The following is an 18,226-nucleotide window of genomic DNA, read 5'->3' on the forward strand; positions in this document are numbered from 1 at the left end:
CAGGGCGGTGCACCTCCCGGCCACCGGACCAAGGCGGCGCATCCCGGCCATTGGATCGGGGCGATACGGCTCCGGCCACCGAGCCGGGGCGGTGCACCTCCCGGTAACCGGGTCGGGGTGGCGGCGGGTGCTGAGATCACGGGTTTGACGTAGTGGAAGGAATGGATGAGATGGACAAGTTGGCGAGTAGGCGTGCTCTGCTGGGCGGGGTGCTGGGTGGTATCGGGGCTGCCGTCGTCGCGGGGCCGGCCGAGGCGGCGAGTCGTACCGGTGCGGGGGCCGGGGTCGTGGGCCGCGCCGGAAGCGGGAGCGCGGCCGGGGTCGTGGGCCACGCCGGGAGCGGGAGTGCGGCGGGGGTCGGGAGTGCGGTGGGAACGGGTGGGCTGGATGAGGGGGTGCGCGGGGGGAAGGGGGCGCCGCGGCCGGTGGCGCCGGTCAATCAGGAGGTGGCGGCCAGGTTCGGGCCCGAGTACAAGACGCTGCCGGCCGCCGTCGCAGGCGTCGACATCGAGCCGCTGATCGGAATCGCGTCGGCCGCCGACATCGCCGCCAAACGCAAGGGCATGATCGACTACATCTGGAAGGGCGCGGGGCAGCCGAAGACGCTCCCCACCGTCGAGACCGGCGTGCCGGCTCCCGACTTCGCCTCCCTGACGGGTGTTCGCCGGATCGACCGGCTGACGGTCCCCCTGGGCTACCAGGTTTCGGCCAAGGTGTACGACATCGTCCCGCGCCGCGCCTGGAACCGGCGCCTCGCGCTCTACCACAACGGCCACGGCGAGCCGTTCGACACCATGCTCCGCACCGTCCAGGCCCTGCTCGACCGCGGTTATCGGGTGATGGCGTACGCGATGCCGTTCCAGCACTGGAACCAGCAGCAGATCGCCGACCCCAAGGACCCGGCGAAGCTGCTGCCGAACCCCTCCCACCGCGAGCTCCCGCCCTGGGAGAGCACCGAGTTCTCCGCCCTGACCTTCTTCCTCGAACCGCTCACGGTCACCCTCAACTACGCGCAGGCCACGTACCGGCCGGCCTCCGTCGAGATGATCGGCCTGTCGGGCGGGGGCTGGGCGACGACGGTGTTCGCGGCGCTCGACCCGCGCGTCACCCGCAGCTATCCCACGGCCGGGTCGCTGCCGTTCTTCCTGCGTCCCGCCTCGCCGAAGCCGCGCCCCACGACCGGCGACTGGGAGCAGACCAAGGAGGCGCTGCCCGGCTTCTACGCCGCCACCTCCGACGACTTCCTCGACATGTACGTGCTGGCGTCCGTCGGTCCGGGGCGCGGGCAGGTGCAGATCCTCAACCGGTTCGACGAGTGCTGCTTCAACGGGGTCGGGCACCGCGTCTATCAGGCCCCGGTACGCGACCGGGTGGCGCTGCTCGCCGGCGGGCGGCCCGAGCACGGACGGTGGGATCTCCTTGAGGACGCCACGCACGACGACCACACCATCTCGCCGTTCGCGCTGTCCGTCATCCTCTGGGACCTTGACACCACTGATGTCACAACATAATATCGGAATATAGATACGTACTTGAATAGATATTCAAAATAGCTGGAAGGGTGTGCATGGCGGGCCGTACCTTTTCCCACCGGCGCAGAGTGATCGTCAACACCGACGCCAAAAACGAGGCGGACGACCAATTCGCCATCGTGCACGCCCTGCTCTCACCGAGCCTCGATATTCGCGGGCTGATCGCCGCGCATTTCGGCAATCGCCGCACCCGGTCGAGCCTGGAGGATAGCCGCGCGGAAATCGACCTGTTGCTGCGGTTGATGAAGCTCGACGGCACGGTCAGGGTCGAGGACGGCGCCCCGTACGCGCTGCCCGACGTGGTCACCCCGGTCCCGTCGCCCGGCGCGGACCTGATCATCGAAGAGGCCATGCGGGACGTCCCGGAGCCGCTGTACGTGGCCTTCCTCGGCCCACTGACCGACATGGCCTCGGCCCTGCTCCTGGAGCCGCGCATCGCCGGGCGGGACGTGACCGTGATCTGGATCGGCGGCAACGGGTACGACGGGCGCGGCGGCCTGCCGGCCCGGCCGGAGTTCAACCTGTCCAACGACATCGTGGCGGCCAATGTCGTGTTCTCCTCGGCGGTCAAGGTCTGGCAGGTCCCGGCACCGACGTACCGGATGACGGCGGTCGGATACGCCGAGCTCGACGCGAAGGTGGCGCCGTACGGCGAGATCGGCGAGTACCTCGTACGCCAGCTCGTCGAGTGGAACGAGCAGCACAGCGGGCCGTCGATCGAGTTCCGCGCGCTCGGCGATTCGCCCGCGATCGGGCTGATGCTCCACCCCGACTGCGGGACGTGGGTGGAGCGCCCCGCCCCGAACTTCCGCCACGACGGGTCGTATGACTTCTCCCTCGAAAATCGGGCGATCCGTACGTACGACTCGATCGACGCGGGGTTCATCTTCGAGGACTTCTTCGCGAAGCTGCAGGCCTTCGCCCGGCGGTAGGCGCGATGGTGGAAGGGAGGGGTGCGACGTGGGCTCGCTGACGCTCGGGGGTGGGGGCCGGAGTGGGGCGGTCGGGCACCCTGCCGGCGGTCTGCGGCTCGGGCGGGGCTCGCCCGGCTCGCGACCCTGGGCCGGAGGAGTGGGCTGCACACGAAGCTGGGGTTATTCGGCGGCCTCGGCGCGGCGCGGACCAGGTCGAAGGGGCCGCGGGCCGATGGTGCTGGACCGGCTATGTCGAACGGGCGGTGGGTCGCGGGTACTGGAGCGGCGACGTCGAACGGGTCCTGCGGTGGTGCCGGACCGGCGACGGCGGCTTGGGGGCGGGGGGACGGTGCTGGGGCGGCTGCGGCAACCGGGCAGCGGGGCGACGGCGCCGTGGCGGCGTGGCCGTTGGGTGGAGCTGGCGGGGGTGGCGGTGGCGCGGTCGGTGTACGGTCCCGTCGGGTCCTGTCCTGGGTGGCGGGTCGTGGCGCGTGCCACGTACCCGGGGCATCGTGGTGCGAGCGTGGCCGCGGGCTAGCAGAATGGCACTCGGCAGTGGCCCGGGCTCGCCACCGGACCAGCATGAGCGGCGGAGCCGAAGCGGAGGCCAGCGATCGTGGGAGCTGACAGTCAGTTCGAGAAGGGCCGCTCCGGCGGTGAGCCCATGAGGTTCAGCGGTCGCCGGCTCAGCCAGGAGTCGGAACGCATGCGGCTCCTGGTGCGGGTCGCCCGCCTCTACCACGAGCACGGGGTGCGCCAGCCGCAGATCGCGGCGCAGCTGCGCATCTCGCAGCCGCGGGTGTCGCGGCTGCTCAAGGAGGCCGCGGAGATCGGCATCGTACGCACGGTGGTCGTGGTGCCCAGCGGCGTGCACGCGTTACTGGAGGAGGACCTCGAGCGCAAGTACGGCGTGGAGCAGATCATCGTCGTGGACGCCACCGGCGACAACCACGACGTGGTGGCCGCGCTGGGCTCGGCCGGCGCCACGTACCTGGACGCCACGCTGATCGGCGGCGAGCACCTGGGCATCTCGTCCTGGAGCGCCAGCCTGCTGGCCACGGTGGAGGCCATGCAGCGCCGTCCGGTGCAGGTGGCGGAGGAGGTCGTCCAGCTCATCGGCGGGGTGGGCAAGGGGTCCGCGCAGGTCCAGGCCACCCGCCTGGCCGCCCATCTGGCCGACCTCACGGGCGCCGAGCCCGTCTTCCTGCCCGCGCCCGGCCTGGTCGGGTCCGCGGCCGCCCGGCAGGCGCTTTCGGACGATCACGTCGTACGACAGGTCGTGGATGCCTGGTCGCGGCTGACCACGGTGCTGGTGGGGATCGGCAGCCTGGATCCGTCGCCGCTGCTGCGTGACAGCGGCAACGCCATCTCGGAGGAGGACTTCGAGACGTTGCGGGAGTTGGGGGCGGTGGGTGACGTGTGCCTGCGCTTCTTCGACGCCGAGGGGCGGCTGGTCGCGTCGCCGCTCGAGGAGCGCATTCTTGGCATCTCGGCGGCTGATCTGCTGCGGGTGCCGCGGCGGATCGCCATCGCGGGGGGTCGCCGGAAGACGGCGGCCATTCGGGCGGCGTTGCGTGGGGGTTGGGTGAACACCCTCATCACGGATGTGGGTGTGGCTGAGCAACTCCTGAAGGACTGACCTTCGCCTGGTCAGGGGGATGGTCTTGCTGGGGGCGGTCTTGCTGGGGCCCAGTTGGGCGCGGCTGCCTGAGGGCCGGTGAGGAGCCGGCTGGGCGCCGTGCATCGTGCGCCGAGCCGCACCCGCGTGCCGGAGGGGCCGTAGGTCTTGCGCGGCGGGGCCGTCAGCTTTGTGCTGCAGGTCGCCGGGCTGGGCGGCGGAGATTGCCGGGCTTGGGTGCAGGAGGCCGCCGGGTTTGGGTGGCGGGTCGGCGATCCCGCGCGACGGAGGCCGTCGGCGTGCGCGCCTAAAGGTGTCGGGCTCGTGGCGCCGCAGACCGTCAGGCTCGTGAGGGCTCTCAGGTTCGTGGGGGCGGACGCCGTCGGGCTCGTGAGGCCGGGGCGGGCCCGGGCGGCTGGGGGTGTGAGGTGGGTGGGCGGGTTCGGGTGGGCCCGTTGCGGGGGTTGACGCTGGATCTGGCGGGTTGGAAAGCGCTCTTGACAGTCACAACGGTGTCGTTCACGATGTGATGAATCCACTCCATTCATGGCTGAATAAAAATTCTCACTTAGCGACAGCGTGGTCCGGAGTCGTGCCGAAAGACGGCACAGCCCTGTCTATTCGGGGCAGAAAGCGAGCGTTTCGCATGAGCGAGGCCGAAGGCTTCGATCGCCAGCAATCAGAATTCAGTCGCCGGGATTTCGTGCGGTCCGCGGCGTTGGTTCCGCCCACCGTGGCATGGGCGGGCACCTCCGGCGTGGCGGCACCGCCCAGCCCGAGCCCCACGCCCACCGTCGCGCCGAAGGTGAAGGCGAAGGGTGTGCCCGCCTTCCCCGGCGCCGAGGGGGCCGGGATGTACACCACCGGCGGCCGGGGCGGCGCCGTGTACGAGGTGACCACCCTCGACGACGACGGCCCCGGGTCCTTACGTGAGGCGGTGGCGAAGTCCGACGGGACGGTCGTCTTCCGGGTCTCCGGGAACATCAGGATCAAGGGCGGCCTCGACATCACCGGCTCGAACCTCACCATCGCCGGCCAGACCGCCCCCGGTCACGGCATCACCGTCATCGGCAACGAGACGCAGATCAAGGGCAGCAACATCATCCTGCGCCATCTGCGCTTCCGCGGCGGCGACGAACTCGGCACCGCCATCGACACCTTCGGCGCCCGTGGCGTGCGGGACATCATCATCGACCACTGCTCCTTCAGCTGGGGCGTGGACGAGTGCTTCTCCGTCTACGGCAACACCAACGTGACCGTCCAGTGGTGCATCATCTCCGAGGGCCTGGTGAACTCGGTGCACCCCAAGGGCCGGCACGGCATGGGCGGCCTGTGGGGCGGCGACACCATCACCTACCACCACAACCTGCTCATCCACGAGAACGGCCGCAACCCGCGCTTCAGTTTCACCGAGGGCATGAGCCTGGTGGTGGACCACCGCAACAACGTGATCTACAACCCCGGGATCACGACCTGCTACGGCGGCGAGTGGGCCAACGGCATCAACATCATCGGCAACTACTACAAGCCCGGCCCCAACACGCTGCCCCCGATCGCCAGAACGATCGTGGCCCCCGGGCGGTTCGGCGAGTGGCACGTCAGCGGCAACACGGTCGAGGGCCACGCCGACCTCACGGCCGACAACACGCTCGGCATCACCTACCCGACCGGCGGCATCACGCTGCGGCCCAGGCCGGTGGAGTTCGAGAACGGCATCACGGAGCAGCCCGCGCAGCAGGCGTTCGCGACGGTCCTGGAACAGGCCGGAGCCACCCTGCCGCGACGGGACGCCATCGACGCCAGGCTGATCAACGAGGCGGGCACCGGCACGGGACGCCACATCAACTCCCAGAAGGACGTGGGCGGCTGGCTGCCGGCGCCGCCCGAGGTGCCCGCTCCCGCCGACAGCGACCACGACGGCATGCCGGACGAGTGGGAGACCGCCCAGGGGCTGAACCCGGAGAACGCCGACGACGCCAAGACGGTGGACGGCAGCGGGTACACGAACCTGGAGCGCTACCTGAACTCCATCCAGCGAGCCGGGGCCCGCAACCCCGAGGTGGCGATTCTCTCCCCCAAGATCGACCAGGTGTTCGCGGCGGACACGGACCAGCAGTCCGTCGTCGTCCAGGCCGACGCCAAGGCCCTCGACAGCGCGTCCATCGCCAAGGTCGAGTTCTTCCACGGCGACAAGAAGATCGGCGAGGCCACCGCGGCGCCGTACCAGGCGACCTGGGCGGACGCGACCGACGGCACCTACTCCCTGACGGCGCGCGCGACCGACAGCACAGGGTCGGCGACCACCTCATCGCTGGTGCCGATCCACGTCACCCGCACCATGACCCACAAGCCGTGGACGGCGCAGGACATCGGCGAGGTGGCCATCCCCGGGAGCACGGCGCTGAAGGACGGCGTGTTCACGCTGAAGGGGTCCGGGAAGATCGCCGGCTGGAAGGACTCCTTCCACTTCGCCTATCAGGCCGTCGGGTTCAGCCAACGGGGCGAGGTCATCGAGATCACCGCGCGGGTGGACAGCATCAGCATGGGGCACGTCGACGCCGTCGCGGGCATCATGGTGCGTCAGGACCTCGCGCCGAACTCACCGTTCATGCTGGCCGGCATCGGTCTGTCCGCGAGCGGTGACGACGGCGCCGGCATGCGCGCCAAAGCCATCAGGGTCGCCTCGAACGGCAAGCAGCCCAGCGTCGGCATCTGGCCGGCCGCCGGCGAGGACCCGCTGAACCCGAAGAAGCCGTACTGGCTGCGCCTGGTCTGCCGGAGCCTGCTGACCGGGGACAACGAGTTCGAGGCCTTCCTGTCGTCCAACTCGCTGAACTGGGACCGCATCGGCTACGAGCGCATCGCGATGCGGACCGGCCGGTTCTACATCGGCCTCGCCGTCGACGGGAACCAGGAGGCGAACGCGGTCCACGCCTACACCACGGCCAGGTTCAGCCTGGTGAAGGTCAATCGTTAGAACTGGAGTACCCCCCATGACCCACCAACCGTTCACGAGGAGGAACCTCCTCCGCGGCGGCGGCCTTCTCCTGCTGACCACCGCCACCGGCTGCAGCTTCTTCGACACCAGCCCCGACACGGGCGGCGCCGTCCAGGCCGCCGACATGTCCGCCAAGGAGTCCCCGGCGCTGGCGCAGCTGGTCAAGAGCGGCAAGCTGCCGCCGCTGGAGCAGCGCCTGCCGAAGAACCCCCTCGTCGTCACGCCGCTGAAGGAACCGGGCAGGTACGGCGGCACCTGGGCCTCGGCCCTCGTCGGCGACGACGACATCGACTGGCTGACCAACACCCTCGGGTACGAGCCCCTGGTCAGGCTCAAGCCCGGCACGAACGGCCAGAAGGGCCCTGACGACATCGTGGCCAACGTGGCGGAGTTCGAGGTCAAGAACGGGGGCCGGGAATACGTCTTCCGCCTGCGCGAGGGCCTCAAGTGGTCGGACGGCCAGCCGTGCACCGCCGACGACCTGATGTTCGCCTTCGAGGACGTGGCCACGTACCACGACCTGCACACCACCGGCATCTACGACCTCTACCTGGAGAACGGCAGCACCACCGAGCGGGTGAAGGTCGAGAAAATGGACGACCGGACCGTCCGCTACGTCTACAAGGAGCCGAAGGCGGGGTTGCTGTTCCAGATCGCGGTCGCGACGTTCGAGCGGCCCGGCCCGATCGGGTTCCTGCTGCCCAAGCACTACCTCAAGCAGTTCCACAAGAAGTACAACCCGGACGTCGACCAGCTGGCCAAGGACGAGCAGTTGGAGGACTGGACGCAGCTGTTCATGCAGAAGCAGGACCCGTGGCACAACGCCGACCAGCCCACGCTGCACGCCTGGAAGGTGAGCAGCCCGATCGGCAAGGGCACGGCGCTGGTGGCCGAGCGCAACCCGTACTACTGGAAGGTCGACCAGCAGGGGCGCCAGCTCCCGTACATCGACCGCTACCGGGCGGAGGTGCTGGGCGACGTCCAGGTCGAGCTGCTGAAGATCATGAACGGCGAGATCGGCATGCAGCTGCGCAACTTCAACACACCGGAGAACAAGCCGCTGGTCTCCCAGAACGCCGCCAAGGGCAAGTACCGGCTGTTCGACGTGCCGAGCCGGCTCAGCAACACGATGATCATCCAGTTCAACCAGAACATCGCGGACGACGAGCTGCGCAAGCTGTTCCAGAACAGGGACTTCAGGGTCGGGCTGTCGTACGCGATCAACCGCAAGGAGATCATCGACGGCGTGTACGCGGGCCAGGGCGAGCCGTGGCAGGCCGCGCCGTCCAAGCGGAACGTGGTCCACAACGAGGCGTTCGGCAAGCAGTACACCGAGTTCGACGCGGCGAAGGCGAACGAGCACCTCGACAAGGCCGGGCTGACCAAGAAGGACGCCGACGGCAAGCGCCTGGGCCCCGACGGCAAGCCGCTGATCGTCACGATCATGGCCAGCACCGAGTTCCCGCACCACACCGAGGCGCTGGAGTTCGTCAAGAAGGGCTGGGAGGCGGTGGGGGTCGGGCTGCGGGTGGACCCGGTCGCGGGCACGCTGTTCACCGAGCGCACGATGGCGAACCAGCCGCAGGTTTCCACGTACACCTGCAGCGACTTCGACATCATCACGGGCACCGGCGGCGACCACTACTACGTGCCGAGCAACTCCGGCAGCGCCCGCTACGCCATCCGCTGGGCGCAGTGGTACGGCAGCAAGGGCAAGGCCGGCGACGAGCCGCCCAAGGAGGTGCGCGACCAGTTGGAGGCATTCACCACGATGCGCACCGAGCCCGACACCACCAAGGCGATCGAGTCCGCCAGGAAGGTGATCGAGATCGCGGCGCAGCAGTTCTACGCGATCGGGATCAGCACGTACCCGGACGAGTACGGCATCGTGTCGAACAGCTTCAAGAACGTGCCCGACTCGATGGCCGGCGCACCCACCACCCCCGGGCCGACCCAGCCCGAGCAGTACTCCCTCTGAGGGGCCGACGTGCTGGGCTACTTCGGCCGCCGCCTGGTGTACGTGGTGGTGACGCTCTGGGCGATCTCGATCGTCACGTTCGTCATCATCAACCTGCCGCCGGGCGACTACGTCTCGACGCTCGTGGCCAACGCGCAGGCCGGCGGCGAGGGCCTCACCCCTGCGGAGATCACCAACCTCAGGCACCGGTACGGCCTCGACGACCCGCTCCTGCTGCAGTACTGGCGCTGGATCACGGCGATCCTCCTGCACGGCGATTTTGGTCAATCGTTTGCCTGGAACCAGGCGGTCTCCACGCTCATCGGCGAACGGGTCGCGCTGTCGGCAGTGCTGTCGATCAGCTCGCTGCTCATGGTCTGGGCGATCGCGTTCCCGATCGGCATCTACAGCGCGGTCAAGCAGTACTCGTGGGGCGACTACGGCTTCTCGTTCCTGGGGTTCATCGGCATGGCGGTGCCGGAGTTCATGCTGGCGCTGGTCCTCATGTACGTCGGCTTCCGCTACTTCGGCCAGAGCGTCGGCGGCCTGTTCTCCCCCGAGTTCCAGGACGCCGCCTGGAACCTGGGCAAGGTCCTCGACCTGCTCGGCCACCTGTGGGTGCCGATCGTGGTGATCGGCGTGTCGGGCACCGCCGGCATGATCCGGGTGACCCGGGCGAACCTGCTGGACGAGCTCTACCGCCCGTACGTGCACACGGCCAGGGCCAAGGGCCTGCCGGAGTGGAAGCTGCTGCTGAAGTATCCGGTGCGGATGTCGCTCAGCCCGTTCTTCAGCACGGTCGGCTGGCTGCTGCCCGGCCTGATCGGCGGGGAGACGATCGTGTCGGTGGTCATGAGCCTGCCGACCGGCGGCCCGCTGCTGCTCAACGGCGTCATGAACCAGGACATGTACCTGGTCGGCAGCTTCATCATGATCCTCAGCACGCTGACCGTGATCGGAACCGTGCTGAGCGACCTGGCGCTGGCGTGGTGGGACCCGCGAATCCGTAAAAGGTACAAGAGAGAGTAGCGCCGCATGTTCCTCAGGCGACCGACCAAGGAAGTGGGAACGCTGCCGCAGTGGCGGCTGATGTGGCGGCAGTTCCGCAGGCACCGGCTCGCGCTGGCCGGGATGGCCATCCTGGTGCCGGTGTATTTCGTGGCGATCTTCGCGGAGTTCTTCGCGCCGATGTCCAGCTCGACCGCGAACACGTCGATGACGTACGCGCCGCCGCAGGTGCTGCGCTTCTCCGGCGACCTCGGCCTGTACGTGCACGGCTACCGCACCGAGCGCGACCCGAAGACGTACGAGCAGCGTTACACCGAGGACCCCGGCCAGCGGATCGACGTCGGGCTGTTCGTGCACGGCGACGAGTACGAGCTGCTGGGCCTGATCCCGTCGGACCTCCACCTGATCGGCCCGGTCACCAAGGGCGAGCCGGTCTTCCTGCTGGGCTCCGACCAGAACGGGCGCGACCTGCTGTCCAGGCTCATCCACGGGGCCCGGGTGTCGCTGTCGATCGGCCTGGTGGGGGTCGCGGCCAGCTTCTTACTCGGCATGCTCATAGGCGGCATATCCGGATATTTCGGGGGCGGCGTGGACAACGCCGTGCAGCGGGTCATCGAGTTCCTGATCGCGATCCCGACGCTGCCGCTCTGGATGGCGCTCTCGGCCGCGCTCCCGACCGACTGGGGGCCGCTGACCAGGTATTTCGCCATCACGGTGATCCTGTCGCTGATCGGGTGGACCGGGCTGGCGAGGGACGTGCGCGGACGCTTCCTGTCGCTGCGCGAGGAGGACTTCGTCATGGCCGCCCGGCTGGACGGCGTGGGCCGGCTGTCGATCATCTTCCGGCACATGATCCCGTCGTTCGCCAGCCACATCATCGCGTCGCTGTCGCTGGCCATCCCGAGCATGATCCTCGGCGAGACGAGCCTGAGCTTCCTCGGGCTCGGCCTCCAGGCGCCGGCGGTGAGCTGGGGCGTGCTGCTGGAGGGCGCCCAGAACATCCGCGTGGTCGCGAACGCCCCCTGGCTGCTGGCGCCGGGCGTCGCGGTGGTGGTGGTCGTGGTGGCCATGAACTTCTTCGGTGACGGCTTGCGGGACGCCGCCGATCCGTACGGGAACAGGAGGGTCCGGCGTGGCCGCAGACGACGTGCTGCTTGAGATCGAGGACCTGCGCACCCACTTCCTGCTCGACGACGGCGTGGTCTGCGCGGTGGACGGCGTGGACCTGCGGGTGCGCAAGGGCGAGACGCTCGCCATCGTCGGCGAGTCCGGCTGCGGGAAGAGCGTCATGGCCCGCTCGATCCTGCGCCTGGTGGACCCGCCGGGCCACATCGAGGGCGGGCGGATCACGCTGCACCGCGAGGGCGGCCCCGTCGAGCTGGTCGGCGCGAACCGCCGGCTGCTGCGGCAGGTCAGGTGGCGGGACATCGCGATGGTGTTCCAGGAGCCGATGGCCTCCCTGAGCCTGGTGCACACGATCGGCAGCCAGATCGTCGAGGCGGTCCGGCTGCACGAGAACGTCGGCAAGGCCGCCGCCCGGCGGCGCGCGATCGAGATGCTCGACCGGGTTGGCATCCCCATGCCGCAGCGCCGGGTGGACGCGTACCCGTTCGAGCTGAGCGGCGGGATGCGGCAGCGCGCGATGATCGCGATGGCGCTGTCGTGCCGGCCGAGCCTGCTCATCGCCGACGAGCCGACGACGGCGCTGGACGTGACCACCCAGGCGCAGATCCTGGAGCTGCTGCGGGACCTGCAGGCGGACTTCGGCATGGCGATCATGATGATCACGCATGACCTGGGGGTGGCCGCGCAGGTGGCCGACAGCATGGCGGTCATGTACCTGGGCCGGGTCGTGGAGTACGGGGCGGCCGAGCAGGTGCTGGCCGCGCCCCGGCATCCGTACACGCGGGCGCTACTGCGCTCGATGCCCCGGCTCGGACGGGCCTCGCGGACCCGGCTGACGGCCATCAAGGGCATGGTGCCCCCGCCGTACGCGCGGCCGGACGGCTGCCCGTTCCACCCGCGCTGCGACTCCGTCGTGGCCGGGAAATGCGACGTCGTGCTGCCGCGCCGGGTCCCGATGGCCGACCGCGAGGTCTCCTGCCTGCTCTACGAGGAGGAAGCGTGAGCACGGAACCCCTGCTCAGCATCGAGGGGCTGACCAAGCACTTCCCCATCCGCAGCGGGCTGCTGGGCCGCCAGGTGGGCGCGGTGAAGGCGGTGGACGAGGTCGACCTGGCCATCGAGCCCGGCAGCACGCTCGGCCTGGTCGGCGAGTCCGGCTGCGGCAAGACCACGCTCGGCCGGTGCATCGTGCGGGCGCACGACCCGACCGGCGGGCGCATGCTCTACCGGCAGCCGGACGGCTCGGTCATCGACGTGGCGGGGCTGCAGGAGAAGGAGCTCAAGCCGTACCGGGCGCAGGTGCGGATGATCTTCCAGGACCCGCACTCCTCGCTCAACCCGCGCAAGACCCTGCGCGAGATCATCGGCGAGCCGATGCGCGCCCACAGGTACGGCTCCAAGGAGAAGATCGACGAACGTGTCGGCGAGCTGCTCGACCGGGTGGGCCTGCGCCCCGAGTACGCCAACCGCTACCCGCACGCCTTCAGCGGCGGCGAGCGGCAGCGGGTCGGGATCGCGCGGGCGCTGGCCCTGTCACCCCGGCTGGTGGTGGCCGACGAGGCCGTGAGCGCGCTGGACGTGTCGGTCCGCGCCCAGATCCTGAACCTGCTGAGGGACCTGCAGGAGGACTCGGGCCTGGCCTACCTGTTCGTCAGCCACGACCTGGGCATCGTCGAGCACGTCTCGGACGTGGTCGCGGTCATGTATCTCGGCAAGGTCGTCGAGCAGGGCCCCACCGAGGAGCTGTACACGCGGCCGCTGCACCCGTACACCGAGGCGCTGCTGTCGGCGGTGCCCGACCCGGACCCGGCGGCCAAGCGGCACCGGGAGCGGATCAAGCTGCTGGGCGACATCGCCGACCCGGCGCACGTGCCGCCGGGCTGCCCGTTCCATCCGCGCTGCGTGTACGCCAGGGACACCTGCCGTACGGAGCCGCCGCCGCTGCGCGAGATCGGGGGCCGCCGGGTGGCCTGCCACCTGGCCGAGGAGCTGGAGCTGCGCGGCGTGCCGGACCCGGACGTACGGGAGGTGAAGGCATGACGGATCCGCGCTTCGACGGCATCATCAGGCCATCGATTCCGGGCGTGCGCGAGGCGCTGCTGCCCGCGCCGCACGGCCCGGACAACCACGCGGCCAACCTGCTGCGCACCCAGGGCGGCGACCTGCTGTGCACCTGGTTCAGCGGCCCCGAGGAGGGCCACCCCGGCACCGACGTCGTGCTGTCGCGGCTGGCCGGCGACCGCTGGGAACCGCCCCAGGTGATCGCCGCCGACCCGGAGCGCAGCGAGCAGAACCCGGTGCTGTTCGAGGCGGACGGGCTGCTCTGGCTGCTGCACACCTCCAGCGAGCCGTACGACCAGAAGAGCGCGCACGTCGTGGCCAGGACCTCGGCGGACGCCGGACGTACGTGGAGCGAACCCCGGGTGCTGCTCGCCGAGCCCGGGATCTTCGTGCGGCACCCGCCGCTGATCCTGGACGACGGCACCTGGCTGCTGCCCGCCTACCACTGCGGCGCCTCCGGCGACCGCAGCGTCGTCGAGGTCAGCGCGGACGGCGGGCGCACCTGGGCCGAGCACCCGGTCCCCGGCAGCCGCGACCTGGTGCAGATGACGATCGCGCGGCGGCCGGACGGCCGGCTGCTCGCGCTGTTCAGGGACCGGAAGGCGGGCCGCGTCCACGCCTCGGCCTCCGCCGACGGCCGTACGTGGTCGGCTCCCGAACGGACCGACCTGCCGAACAACGACTCCTCCGTCCAGCTCACGAGGGTGGATGGCCGGCTCGCGCTCGTCTACAACGACGCGAGCCTGGAGCGCGACCAGTTCAGATGGGTGACCAAGAACGGGGAGCGGCGCAGGAAGGCACTGCGCACCCCGCTGGTCCTCGCGGTGTCGGAGGACGGCGGCGCCCGGTGGCCGCACCGGCGGGTGCTGCAGGACGCCGACCCCGAGTACTGGCAGAACGAGCTCGGTTACTCCTACCCGAGCGTCATCGACGGCGGCGGCGGACGCCTCCACGTCGCCTTTTCCTACCTGCGGAAGACCATCAAATATCTGGAGATCAGCCAGCCATGAGATTCAGGCAGAGCATCTTGTACGGCGCGCTGGCGGTGGCCGTGGCCGTCCCGTCGTACCTCACCGATGACGGCGGCGGCGTGGTGCGGGTGGAGCCGACCGGCTCGTACGCCTGCCGCCAGGACGTGGCCGCCCCCGACCCGAACGTGCCCAAGGTGCACGCGGCCGCGATCGCGCAGGCGCCGACGGGCGACATCCTGACCGTCTACTACGGCGGCACCTCGGAGGGAGCGCCCAACCAGGCGCTCTACCTGTCGCGCCTGGCGGTGGGCAAGAAGACGTGGTCCACGCCCGAGGTGGTGTTCGACGAGCCGGGCAAGGCCGACGGCAACCCGGTGCTGTGGTCGGACGGCAAGCGCCTCTACCTGTTCTTCGTGACGATCGAGGGACACGGCTGGGAACAGGCCCCGATCCGGCTGATCACCTCGGACGACGGCGGCCACACCTGGAGTCAGCCCACCTACCTCCGCAAGGAGTGGGGGTGGATGGTCGGCACCAACCCGATCCGCATGTCCAACGGCGAAGTACTGCTGCCGATCTACGACGAGGCGGGGTCCAGCTCCGGCTTCTACGTCTTCAGCCAGGACATGAGCACGTGGAAGGCGTATCCGGAGGAGCACACGAGCTGGATCAAGACGGCGAAGAGCTCGATCCAGCCGACGGTCGTCGAGGTGGAGCCGGGCAAGCTGGTCGCCTACATGCGCACCGGCGACGGCGCGATCTACAAGAGCGTGTCGACCGACTTCGCCCGCACCTGGAGCGCGCCGGTGGCCGAGCCCATCGGCAACCCGAACTCGCGGATCGCCGCGCTCAAACTGGACGACGGCAAGCTGGTGCTGGCCTACAACCCCTGGGTCGAGCACCGCTCCCCCATGCGGGTGTCGCTGTCCCCCGACAAGGGCCGGACCTGGGAGAACTCCGTCGACGTGGAGGCGCAGTCGGGGCCGCAGTTCACCTATCCGGTGATGACGCAGAGCAGCGACGGCTTCATCCACATGGTCTATTCCTACAACCGCAACAACATCCGGCACGTCGTCTTCAACGAGTCCTACCTGCGTGACGCCGTGGGCCTGCTGTCGAACTGGCCCGAGCACACGATCACCGAATTCAGAAGCGGCGTCCGGCGGAATGTCGTGCGCCAGTGCAGCTACACGCCTTCCAAGGGGGAGTCACAATGAACCACAGCACCCGCGGGCTCGCGCTGCTCGCGCTCGCTCTGACCGTCGTCGCCACCCCCGCGAACGCCTCGGCGGGCGCCTCGGCCGCGGACTGTAAGAACGTCCCCAACAAGTACAACCAGCCGTTCAGCGTCTGTGACGACGAGCTGTTCATCTTCGCCGCCAACTACAAGCCGTTCGAGTCGAGCGTCGACGGGAACAGGCAGGGGACCAGGGTCTTCGACGAGATCATCGGGAACAGGCTGCGGGCCGCGTTCCCCGGCGTCAAGATCAAGTACGCGACGTGGGACCTCCCCGTACGCTACGAGAACCTCAAGAGTGCCGGGGTCACCCCCGACATCATCATCGAGGACCCGAAGTCCCGCATCGACCGCGACCTGGAGCCGATGGGCTGGGTCGGCGACCTCACCCCCGACCTCCAGAAGGCCGGCATCGACCTGAGCAAGCTCAACAAGGCCAGCGTGGAGCTGGTCAAGTCGCGCTCCGACGGCGGGGTCTACGGCGTGCCGCTGTTCATCGACGAGCACGTGCTGCTCTACAACAAGAAGATCTTCGACAAGTTCGGGGTGAAGTACCCCAAGCCCGGCATGACGTACGACGAGGCGTACAACATGGCCAAGAAGCTGACCAGGGACGACGGCCTGGACCACTACAAGGGCTACATGCAGCACCCCGACCAGTACCTGGAGTTCAACCAGCTCGGCCTCTACCCGTTCCAGCCCACCACGAGCGAGGAGCCGAGGCCCGAAGAGGTCAAGGTCAGCATCAGCGGCAACGGCTGGAAGCAGTACGTGGAGAACCTGTACCGCTTCCTGGAGATCCCGCGCAACGACTTCACCACCGTCACCGACTTCTTCAAGGGCGACATGAGCCGGCCGGGGCACCTGGCCATGGCGGTCGAGACGCTGTCGCGGCTGAACATGTACGCCGGCAGCGAGTTGTTCATCGAGGACGGGGACGAGGAGTCGTTCAAGGAGCAGGCCAAGAACGTCGACATCGGGGTCACCTCCATCCCGGTGCTCAAGCGGGGCTCCAAGGCGATCTACCAGCCGAACACCCGGGCCGCGTTCATCCCGCCGTCCTCGGCGAAGAAGGAGCAGGCGCTGCAGATCGTCAAGTGGCTGGTCTCTGAGGAGGCCCAGACCGAGCTGTCCAAGCAGGGCATCAAGGCCGTCCTGCAGACCGACAATGTCGTGTCGAACTTCGGCAAGAGCGTCCCCGAGCTGGCCGGCATCGACACCTCGGGCGTGTACTGGGGCGAGAACGCCACCGTGTCGAACTACCAGAACACCGAGTTCTGGGACCTGCCGCTGTACTCGGTCTTCCGCCAGCACGTGCTGCGTGACGGCATGACGGCCGAGCAGTCGCTGACCGTCTCCGAGCAGCAGGACATCCCCGCCTACATCAAGGCGCAGGCCGCCGCTGGGAAGGACTGGTGACCTCTCCGGACACCGTGGAGCGCTGGGGCGTCCACGAGATCGAGCTGGCCGGACCGGCGGGCGGCAATCCCTTCGCGGAGGTTCGCCTGTCGGCCCGGTACCGGTACCGCAACCGCGTTGTGGAGGCCGAGGGCTTCTACGACGGCGACGGTGTCTACCGCGTCCGGTTCATGCCGGACGCGGTGGGTCCGTGGCGGTTCACGACCGTCAGCAACGTGAGCGAGCTGGACGGGCACGCGGGCGGCTTCGAGGTGACGCCCGCGTCCGCCGGCAACCACGGTCCCGTGCGGGCCGTGGGGACGGGCTTCGCGTACGCCGACGGGACGCCGTACCTGCCGTTCGGGACGACCTGCTACCACTGGACGCACGACATGGACGAGGAGCGCGAGCGCGAGACGCTGCGGACGCTGGCGGCCTCGCCATTCAACAAGCTCCGCATGTGCGTGCTACCGACCGGGCGGATGTGGCCGCCCGAGGTGCCCTTCGCCGGGGACGACCCCGGCGGGCTGGACAAGACGCGCTTCAACCCGGTGTTCTTCCGGCACCTGGAGGCCCGGATCCGGGACCTGCGGGACATCGGGGTCGAGGCCGACGTGATCCTCTTCCACCCGTACGACGAGGGTCTGCGCGGGGTGGAGGACATGGGGCGCGAGGCCGATCACGCGTACCTGCGCCACGTCGTCGCCCGCCTGGCGGCCTACCGCAACGTGTGGTGGTCGGTCGCCAACGAGTACGACTTCAACCACGCCAAGACCGTCGCCGACTGGGACGACCTGCTGCGGACCGTCGTGCGGCTGGACCCGTACGAGCATCTGCGGTCGATCCACAACGGGACGCGGATGTACGAGGTCGCCTCCCTGTACGACTTCACCAAGCCGTGGGTGACGCACCAGAGCGTGCAGCACTGGGACGCCACGCTGACGGACGAGTGGCTGCGTACGTGCCCCAAGCCCGTGGTGATCGACGAGATCTCCTACGAGGGGGACGCGGGCAAACGCTGGGGCAACATCAGTGGGCCCGAGCTGGTGGACCGGTTCTGGGAGGGCATGGTGCGCGGCGGGTACGTCGGGCACGGCGAGGTGGTGACCGGCGGACCGGGCCGGCCGTGGGTCGGCAACGGCGGCGAGCTGCGCGGGCAGAGCCCGGCCAGGATCGCGTTCCTGCGCGAGGTCATGGAGGCCCGACGCGACGGCGTCCTGCTCCGTTACCTCGGCCGGCGCCGACCCTCCTCCGTGACCGTCGAACTCCCGGAAGGGAACTACGAGGTGGAGCTGATCGACGCCTGGAACATGGCGATCACCCCGGTGGACGGGGTGCACCGGGACCGGGTGCGCGTCGGGCTGCCAAGCCGGCCGTACCTGGCGCTGCGAATGACGAGGGTGTGAT

Annotated in this window: 13 protein-coding genes; all 13 read left to right on the plus strand. The window is 69.2% G+C overall.

Going from position 1 to position 18,226, the window contains the following annotated elements; translation table 11 throughout:
• Positions 1 to 170 precede the first annotated feature (170 nt).
• Positions 171 to 1,511: a hypothetical protein gene (locus ABZX61_RS37795; protein WP_355201081.1), complete on the plus strand. Its 1,341-nt coding sequence runs from the start codon at positions 171 to 173 to the stop codon at positions 1,509 to 1,511.
• An 89-nt stretch (positions 1,512 to 1,600) separates the two neighbouring features.
• Positions 1,601 to 2,464 (plus strand): nucleoside hydrolase, encoded by an 864-nt coding sequence (locus tag ABZX61_RS37800; RefSeq protein WP_355201083.1) that lies wholly within the window; start codon positions 1,601 to 1,603, stop codon positions 2,462 to 2,464.
• 598 nt (positions 2,465 to 3,062) lie between these two features.
• Positions 3,063 to 4,085: a sugar-binding transcriptional regulator gene (locus ABZX61_RS37805; protein ID WP_350733827.1), complete on the plus strand. Its 1,023-nt coding sequence runs from the start codon at positions 3,063 to 3,065 to the stop codon at positions 4,083 to 4,085.
• Between the two features lie 697 nt (positions 4,086 to 4,782).
• On the plus strand, positions 4,783 to 7,041 hold the full coding sequence (locus tag ABZX61_RS37810; RefSeq protein WP_355201085.1) for an Ig-like domain-containing protein: 2,259 nt from the start codon (positions 4,783 to 4,785) through the stop codon (positions 7,039 to 7,041).
• 16 nt (positions 7,042 to 7,057) lie between these two features.
• Positions 7,058 to 9,040, plus strand: a complete 1,983-nt coding sequence (locus ABZX61_RS37815; protein ID WP_355201086.1) for an ABC transporter substrate-binding protein — start codon at positions 7,058 to 7,060, stop codon at positions 9,038 to 9,040.
• A 9-nt stretch (positions 9,041 to 9,049) separates the two neighbouring features.
• Positions 9,050 to 10,048, plus strand: coding sequence for an ABC transporter permease (locus ABZX61_RS37820; protein ID WP_355201087.1), 999 nt, complete (start codon positions 9,050 to 9,052; stop codon positions 10,046 to 10,048).
• A gap of 6 nt (positions 10,049 to 10,054) precedes the next feature.
• The gene (locus ABZX61_RS37825) at positions 10,055 to 11,185 is read left to right on the plus strand and encodes an ABC transporter permease (RefSeq protein WP_355201089.1); all 1,131 of its coding nucleotides are present in this window, start codon (positions 10,055 to 10,057) and stop codon (positions 11,183 to 11,185) included.
• Positions 11,160 to 12,155 carry an ABC transporter ATP-binding protein gene (locus ABZX61_RS37830; RefSeq protein WP_355201091.1) on the plus strand — a complete coding sequence of 332 codons (996 nt, stop codon included), beginning with the start codon at positions 11,160 to 11,162 and terminating at the stop codon, positions 12,153 to 12,155. The genes ABZX61_RS37825 and ABZX61_RS37830 overlap by 26 nt, the downstream gene beginning before the upstream one ends.
• Complete coding sequence (locus ABZX61_RS37835; RefSeq protein WP_355201092.1) at positions 12,152 to 13,192, plus strand: oligopeptide/dipeptide ABC transporter ATP-binding protein; 1,041 nt, start codon at positions 12,152 to 12,154, stop codon at positions 13,190 to 13,192. Before ABZX61_RS37830 ends, ABZX61_RS37835 begins: the two co-directional genes overlap by 4 nt.
• Positions 13,189 to 14,223 (plus strand): sialidase family protein, encoded by a 1,035-nt coding sequence (locus tag ABZX61_RS37840; protein ID WP_355201094.1) that lies wholly within the window; start codon positions 13,189 to 13,191, stop codon positions 14,221 to 14,223. The genes ABZX61_RS37835 and ABZX61_RS37840 overlap by 4 nt, the downstream gene beginning before the upstream one ends.
• Positions 14,220 to 15,401 carry a sialidase family protein gene (locus ABZX61_RS37845; protein ID WP_355201095.1) on the plus strand — a complete coding sequence of 394 codons (1,182 nt, stop codon included), beginning with the start codon at positions 14,220 to 14,222 and terminating at the stop codon, positions 15,399 to 15,401. Before ABZX61_RS37840 ends, ABZX61_RS37845 begins: the two co-directional genes overlap by 4 nt.
• A complete protein-coding gene (locus ABZX61_RS37850) occupies positions 15,398 to 16,840 on the plus strand; it encodes an ABC transporter substrate-binding protein (protein ID WP_355201097.1) in 1,443 nt (480 codons plus the stop codon). The genes ABZX61_RS37845 and ABZX61_RS37850 overlap by 4 nt, the downstream gene beginning before the upstream one ends.
• Entirely contained in the window at positions 16,837 to 18,225 is a 1,389-nt protein-coding gene (locus tag ABZX61_RS37855; RefSeq protein ID WP_355201099.1) for a DUF5060 domain-containing protein, read from the plus strand. Before ABZX61_RS37850 ends, ABZX61_RS37855 begins: the two co-directional genes overlap by 4 nt.
• The last annotated feature ends 1 nt before the right edge of the window (position 18,226 follow it).

This window comes from Nonomuraea sp. NPDC003709, assembly GCF_040610775.1.
GTDB lineage: Bacteria > Actinomycetota > Actinomycetes > Streptosporangiales > Streptosporangiaceae > Nonomuraea > Nonomuraea angiospora_A.

Excerpts from the sequence above, each read along its gene's own strand:
- ABZX61_RS37795 (WP_355201081.1), top strand. The coding sequence starts at position 171 with ATGGACAAGTTGGCGAGTAGGCGTGCTCTGCTGGGCGGGGTGCTGGGT.
- ABZX61_RS37815 (WP_355201086.1), top strand. The coding sequence starts at position 7,058 with ATGACCCACCAACCGTTCACGAGGAGGAACCTCCTCCGCGGCGGCGGC.
- ABZX61_RS37825 (WP_355201089.1), top strand. The coding sequence starts at position 10,055 with ATGTTCCTCAGGCGACCGACCAAGGAAGTGGGAACGCTGCCGCAGTGG.
- ABZX61_RS37840 (WP_355201094.1), top strand. The coding sequence starts at position 13,189 with ATGACGGATCCGCGCTTCGACGGCATCATCAGGCCATCGATTCCGGGC.
- ABZX61_RS37845 (WP_355201095.1), top strand. The coding sequence starts at position 14,220 with ATGAGATTCAGGCAGAGCATCTTGTACGGCGCGCTGGCGGTGGCCGTG.
- ABZX61_RS37850 (WP_355201097.1), top strand. The coding sequence starts at position 15,398 with ATGAACCACAGCACCCGCGGGCTCGCGCTGCTCGCGCTCGCTCTGACC.